The sequence below is a fragment of the Streptomyces murinus genome, from assembly GCF_002154555.1.
GTDB lineage: Bacteria > Actinomycetota > Actinomycetes > Streptomycetales > Streptomycetaceae > Streptomyces > Streptomyces murinus.
Window position 1 is genome coordinate 1 of sequence record NZ_MUNF01000530.1, and the last position, 6,030, is coordinate 6,030.

Genomic DNA, 6,030 nt, shown 5'->3' on the forward strand with positions numbered 1-6,030 from the left:
GTCCGCCTTGGGCCGCAGCACCCGGCCGAGCCGCTGGGCCTCCTCCTGGCGGGAGCCGAAGGTGCCGGACACCTGGATGGCGACGGTGGCCTCGGGCAGGTCGATGGAGAAGTTCGCGACCTTGGACACCACCAGCACATTGATCTCGCCCTCACGGAAGGCGTCGAAGAGCTTCTCGCGCTGGGCGTTGGAGGTCTCGCCCTTGATCACCGGGGCGTTCAAGTGCTCGCCCAGCTCGTCGAGTTGGTCGATGTACTGCCCGATCACCAGGATCTGCTGGCCCGCGAACCTGCGGACGATCGCCTCCGTGACCTTCCGCTTGGTGTCCGTGGTGGCACAGAAGCGGTACTTCTCCTCCGTCTCGGCCGTCGCGTACGCCAGCCGCTCGGACTCCGTCAGATTCACCCGGACCTCGACGCAGTCGGCGGGCGCGATATAGCCCTGCGCCTCGATCTCCTTCCAGGGCGCGTCGAACCGCTTGGGCCCGATCAGGGAGAACACATCCGACTCACGGCCGTCCTCGCGCACCAGCGTGGCGGTCAGCCCCAGCCGCCGCCGTGCCTGGAGATCGGCGGTGAACTTGAAGACGGGAGCCGGCAGCAGATGCACCTCGTCGTAGACGATCAGTCCCCAGTCCCGGGAGTCGAACAGCTCCAGGTGCGGATAGACGCCCTTCCGCTTGGTCGTCAGCACCTGGTAGGTGGCGATGGTGACCGGGCGGATCTCCTTGCGGGTCCCGCTGTACTCGCCGATCTCGTCCTCGGTCAGCGAGGTCCGCTTCACCAGCTCGTGCTTCCACTGCCGGGCGGAGACGGTGTTGGTCACCAGGATCAGCGTGGTCGACTTCGCCTCCGCCATGGACGCGGCGCCCACCAGCGTCTTGCCCGCACCGCAGGGCAGCACCACGACACCGCTGCCGCCGTGCCAGAAGTTCTCCACGGCCTGCTTCTGGTACGGCCGCAGGGTCCAGCCGTCCTCGCGCAGGTCGATGGGGTGCGCCTCGCCGTCCACGTAGCCCGCGAGGTCCTCGGCCGGCCAGCCGAGCTTGAGCAGCGTCTGCTTGATCTGCCCGCGCTCGGAGGGGTGCACCACCACGGTGTCGGGGTCGATCCGCGCACCGACCAGCGGGCTGATCCGCTTGGACTTCAGGACCTCCTCAAGCACCGGCCGGTCGGTGGTCGTCAGGACCAGTCCGTGCGCGGGGTGCTTGGAGAGGGTGAGGCGGCCGTAGCGGTCCATCGTCTCGGCGATGTCCACGAGCAGCGCGTGCGGCACCGGGTACCTGCTGTACTCCACCAGCGCGTCCACGACCTGCTCCGCGTCGTGCCCCGCGGCTCGCGCGTTCCACAGCCCGAGCGGCGTGACCCGATAGGTGTGGATGTGCTCGGGCGCCCGCTCCAGCTCGGCGAACGGCGCGATGGCCCGCCGGCAGTCGTCGGCCCGCTCGTGGTCGACCTCCAGGAGCAGGGTCTTGTCGGACTGGACGATCAGTGGACCGTTCACGCGCGGCACACCCTTTCCACTACGGCCTTCACCGGGACCAAACGTCCAGTGTGCCAAATTCGCGCGTGATCACGCGCGGTGCCGTACGGATCGCGAGACGACGGCATGCCGTTTCCTCACCTGCTCGGCGATCACACGCGTCTCGTCGGCACTGCGGATGTCGCTGACGGAGTCGTACAGGCGGGCGGCCAGATCAAAGTTCTTGAGAGCCTCAGTGTTCCGGCCCTGCATGAGCAGGGAGCGCGCCAGGCTGGTGAGCTCCAGGGCAAGACCGTGATCGTCATTGCTGTCGAGGAACGCCTCGGTCGCCACTGTGTGCAGGGCGACGGCCTTGCGCCACTTCTCCTGCCGCTGCCGCGCCATGGCCATATTGCCTAGGGCCATGGCCTCGCCCCGCCGATCCTTCATATGCCGGAAGGTGGCAAGCGCCTCTCGCAGTGCCGCGAGGGCGGCCCCGAAATCGTCCGAGAGGGCGAGCGAGGCGCCGAAGTTCGCCAGTTCCGTCGCCCGCTCGTGGGGGAACAAGAGGCCGTCGTTCAGATCGAGAGCCTGTTTGTGTAGATCCACGGCCTTCTCTGCCTCGCCCTTGTCCCGTGTGACCTTGGCGAGAGAGCCGAGGGTCTGGGCGTAGCCGCGCAGGTCGCCTTGCTTCTGGAAGATCTTCAGGGCCTTCCGTAGGGCACGTGCGGCGTCGTCGGGGCGGCCTGCCGCGGCCAGCGTCTCGCCGGTGTTGCTGAGCGCCTGGGCGGCTGCCCACAAGGACCCGGTGCGCCGGTAGAGCGCTTCCGCCTCGGTGTGGGCCGCCACCGCCTCGTCGAACCTGCGCTGCTCGTGCAGCGAGAGCCCTAGATTGTTGAGTGCGCTCGCCAGAGCATCGCGGTTCTTGAGGTCCTGGCAGATTCTGACGGCCTTGGAATGGGCACGGACGGATTTCCGAAGCTTGCGCATGTCCCTGAGCACGATGCCCATCGCACTCAGGAGCGATGCCTCGTAGAGGCGATCTCTGAGTTTGCGGCTGGAGCGGATGCCCGCCTTGAGGGTCCAGGACGCCTCCTCCACGTAGTGGGCCTCGCGAAGGAACTGGGCGGTAGGAATTGACAGGGCCAGACAGACCGGATGGTCCTTCACCCGATGGGACCACAGGACGGCTGCGACGAGCGTTTGTCTCTCAGCCTCCAGCCAGTGCATCGCAGTCGCAGGAGCGGAGAAGCGGGACTTGGCGGACGATCGCAGTGCCTCGGGCAGCAGTAAGATGTCTACCGCATCGGTTGCCGTCTTGTGGAGATGGACGAACAGCCGCATAAGGCCCGTCCCCCACTCGTCACCGCTGCTGCGGAGCCGCTCATTGGAGTACAGACGGACCAGACTGTGCTGCTTCCAGCGGCCGTAGGGCTCTTGTGACTCGACCAGGTTTCTGCGGGCCAGATCCTGAAGCAGCCGCGTGGTGTTCTCGATGCTTTCGCCGTAGAGCTGTGCCGCGCACTCGGTGGAGAAGTCAGGGCCGGGTGACAGGCACAGGAGACGGAAGAGCTGGGCCTGTTTCTTTCCGAGCCGGCGGTAGGAGAGCTCGAAGGCAGCTGTCACCGCACGTTCGTCGCGGCTGAGTGCGGCGAGTCTGGAGTGTGCGTCCGCCATGGCCTTGCGCAGATCGGACAGCGGGCGGCCCGGAATGTCCACGAGCAGACTGGCGATGATGCGCAGGGCGAGTGGAAGGCCGCCGCACAAAGTGGCCAGTTGTCTCGTCTCGTCTGATTCCTTCCCCGTTCTGTGATCGCCGGGCAGGGCGGCATGGACCGCAACGGTGAGCAACTGCCCGCTTTCGGCGGCCGGCAGCTGCCGCAAGGTCATCGCGAGTGCCTCGAGGTCGCCGTGGGTATCCCTTGAGGACATCAGCGTGGCTGTGTCTTTGTCGCCGGGCAGGAGATGACGGACGCCGTCGCCGGCAGGCACGTCGTCCAGCACGACAAGGACCCGGCGCCCCGCGGCGGCCAGCGTGGCAAGTGCTGAGCGGTAGACAGCAGCCCGTTCATCGGTACTCGGGGGAATGTGTTCCGCCGGGACACCGATGCTGCGCAGCAGCGTGGTGAGCGCGCGTTTCACCGATCCCTTCCCGCGCTTGTCGTGACCGTGCAGATCGGCGAAGAGAACGCCGCCGGGAAACCAGTCCGGTTCACGCAGTGCGCGGTGCGCGGCCTGGAGAACGAGTTCGGTCTTACCCATCCCTGCGAGCCCCGATACGACGACTGTTCCCGCGGCGCCGTCTCCGCTTGCTGGGTTCAGAGCCGCGTGGATCCGGTCGAGCTCGGTTTCGCGCCCCACGAAAGCCGACGACTGACGAGGGAGGCCGGCCAGCACAGGATCCCGTCGGTCCGGGAGCGTCAGATGTACGGTCCGGCCTTGGATGACGGGGGCGAAGAAGACGCCTCCGCCGATGCGATTGTGGGTGCTGTCGGTCATTGCCCGTCCCCGCGGTGCCGAGCTACGGCTCTCTGGTAGGCAAGGACCTCGGCAACCGTGGCCATGCCGCGGTTCTCGGTGGAGATCACGTAGCCCACTTCGCGCCACGCGCGGAAGAGGGCCGGGTCGATGCCCAACTCGGGGGCCCGCTCGGCGAACTCCAGCAGCATGCTGTCGAAGTACTCCTTGGTGATCCGAGTGGGTTCGTCGGCGTCGAAGTCGAAGAAGAACGGATCATCCGGCCCGGGCTCGCGGCCGAACTTCTCGCGGAACGCGTCCAGCTGCCCCTTAACCATGTCGATGACTTCTTGCCCGGCGGGGGTGTTGGACGAGAAGCGGGTCTCCGAGCTGCCGTCGGCGTTCCAGACGCGTTCGCAGGAACTGTCCGGAGCGCGGTATCCAGCCGGAGCCGGCTCCTTCCTCCCTGTCTTTTCGTTCTTCCCCGAGTTACCGCGTCGCCGAGGCGTGCCGGTTTTCTCCAGCTTGCATCGCACCGCATCGTGTACGGCCTCGCGTCGCTCGTCCCACTCCTCGTCCGAGATCTTCCCCTCCTCGGTCGGGTGCGTGGCCTCCGTGTCGCTGCCTCCATCGTCTTCTGCCCCCGCCCACTCCTCGGCATCCTGGCGGGCGGCGTCGGCCATCCGCATCCGGGCATGCATGCCTGTCCAGTCGAGTAGATCCGGTGTGATCTCTCCGCCCAGCGTGATCACTTCGGGTATTCCCAGATCGAAAGCCATCCGTGGCAGAGCCAAGCCCGGGGAACTGGTCCAGAGCAGAGCATCGGAAGGAATCGGCTCGGTGAACGCCGGCACGGAGAAGAGATGCCCCAGGACTTCGTTGACGGGCAATCCCCGCTCTGGTGCGACGAGGAGGGTGTCGAGCACCGGCACCAGGGGTGAACCCTCGTCCTGGGACAGGGCCCACACGCAGGCATGGGCCAGGATGTCTTCCAACATCTCGCCCGGCTTGGTCAACAGGGCCGCGTACAGCGCCGCCAGCAACAGGCCGGACTCCTCTTCCACCGGCAGCCCGAGATCCTGGAGCCGGCGCAGCCCCTCACGGAGGATGGCCGCAGGTGTCTCCAAGGCCCAAACCTGCTCTTCGGTGCTTCTCCAAAAATCTTTGACCAGCTTCTTCGCGCGCGGCGGCGGCTGAGGAAGGGAGAGTTCGGGATCTGGGCCGACGAGCGAACGACATTCCTGGAGCGCTACTTGGGGCATCAACCGTCGTGGCAGTGACCGGCGATCGAGTCCTGCCGCCTCCAGCCTGCCGGCGAGCGCCAGCATCAACCGCCCGTCGTCCACCGGCAGTGCCAGTTCGACACTCGCCGCGACGGCTTCACGGACGAATCGCTCGATTCCCTTGCCATGCACGGTGCCACGGAGCAGCCGCAGCCAGGCGTCCCGCGCGTTGGAGAAGTCGGTCGGATCAGCGGGCGTCTCCGGGAACGTCGCCCCGAGAAAGAGAACATCGAGCGGGTCGGTCTCGTGGAACCAGCTCGGTCCGTCCCCCTCTTGTTGAGCCATGCCGATAGTCATGTAGCCGCAGGCATACGCGGCAGCCAGGCTCGGCTTGCGCGGTGAGTTCGAGCGGAGCAGGCGCGCGAGAGCAGCATCAGCATGGCTGTCTGGGCCGGTGTCGGCTGCGGGCGGTGAGTCGTTCCCGCCCGCAGCCGGTGGCACAGGCGCCGAAGCCGCCCTTGAACGCCGTTCCTGCTTTTTCCTCGATGCTTTCCCCATGTCCAATACCCCCGGCCCGAGGATGCCTCAGGACGTGGAACGACGCTGGCGATTTAATGAAAAATGCTCATTGTTGAGGCTCACTCCTCGGCGAGTTCGGCGACCCCGGTGATGCGGTGCAGCGGGTAGGTGCGGACCTCGTCGGCCGTGTGGTCGTAGGCCGTCACGAAGCCGCCCTCCACGCGGATCGGGGCGATGACGCGCTGGCTGGCGGCGCCCTCGGCGTTGACGTAGCCGATCCACAGGGAGTCGCCGGTGAGCACCGCGGCCTGCACGGTGGCCAGGGTCTCGGCGGCGGAGGTGCGGGGCAGCTCACCGGCGACTCCCTGTG

At 66.9% G+C, this 6,030-nt stretch carries 4 protein-coding genes; all 4 read right to left on the bottom strand.

The window, feature by feature from the left end; all coding sequences use genetic code 11:
• Nucleotides 1–1,503 (bottom strand): DNA repair helicase XPB (locus tag CCN72_RS28860; RefSeq protein WP_086810870.1); only part of this gene is annotated, 1,503 nt, incomplete at its 3' end.
• A 69-nt stretch (nucleotides 1,504–1,572) separates the two neighbouring features.
• The gene (locus tag CCN72_RS28865) at nucleotides 1,573–3,960 is read right to left on the bottom strand and encodes a tetratricopeptide repeat protein (protein WP_086810866.1); all 2,388 of its coding nucleotides are present in this window, start codon (nucleotides 3,958–3,960) and stop codon (nucleotides 1,573–1,575) included.
• A complete protein-coding gene (locus CCN72_RS28870) occupies nucleotides 3,957–5,498 on the bottom strand; it encodes a hypothetical protein (RefSeq protein WP_143664230.1) in 1,542 nt (513 codons plus the stop codon). The genes CCN72_RS28865 and CCN72_RS28870 overlap by 4 nt, the downstream gene beginning before the upstream one ends.
• 281 nt (nucleotides 5,499–5,779) lie before the next feature.
• Nucleotides 5,780–6,030 (bottom strand): WYL domain-containing protein (locus CCN72_RS28875; RefSeq protein WP_143664231.1); only part of this gene is annotated, 251 nt, incomplete at its 5' end.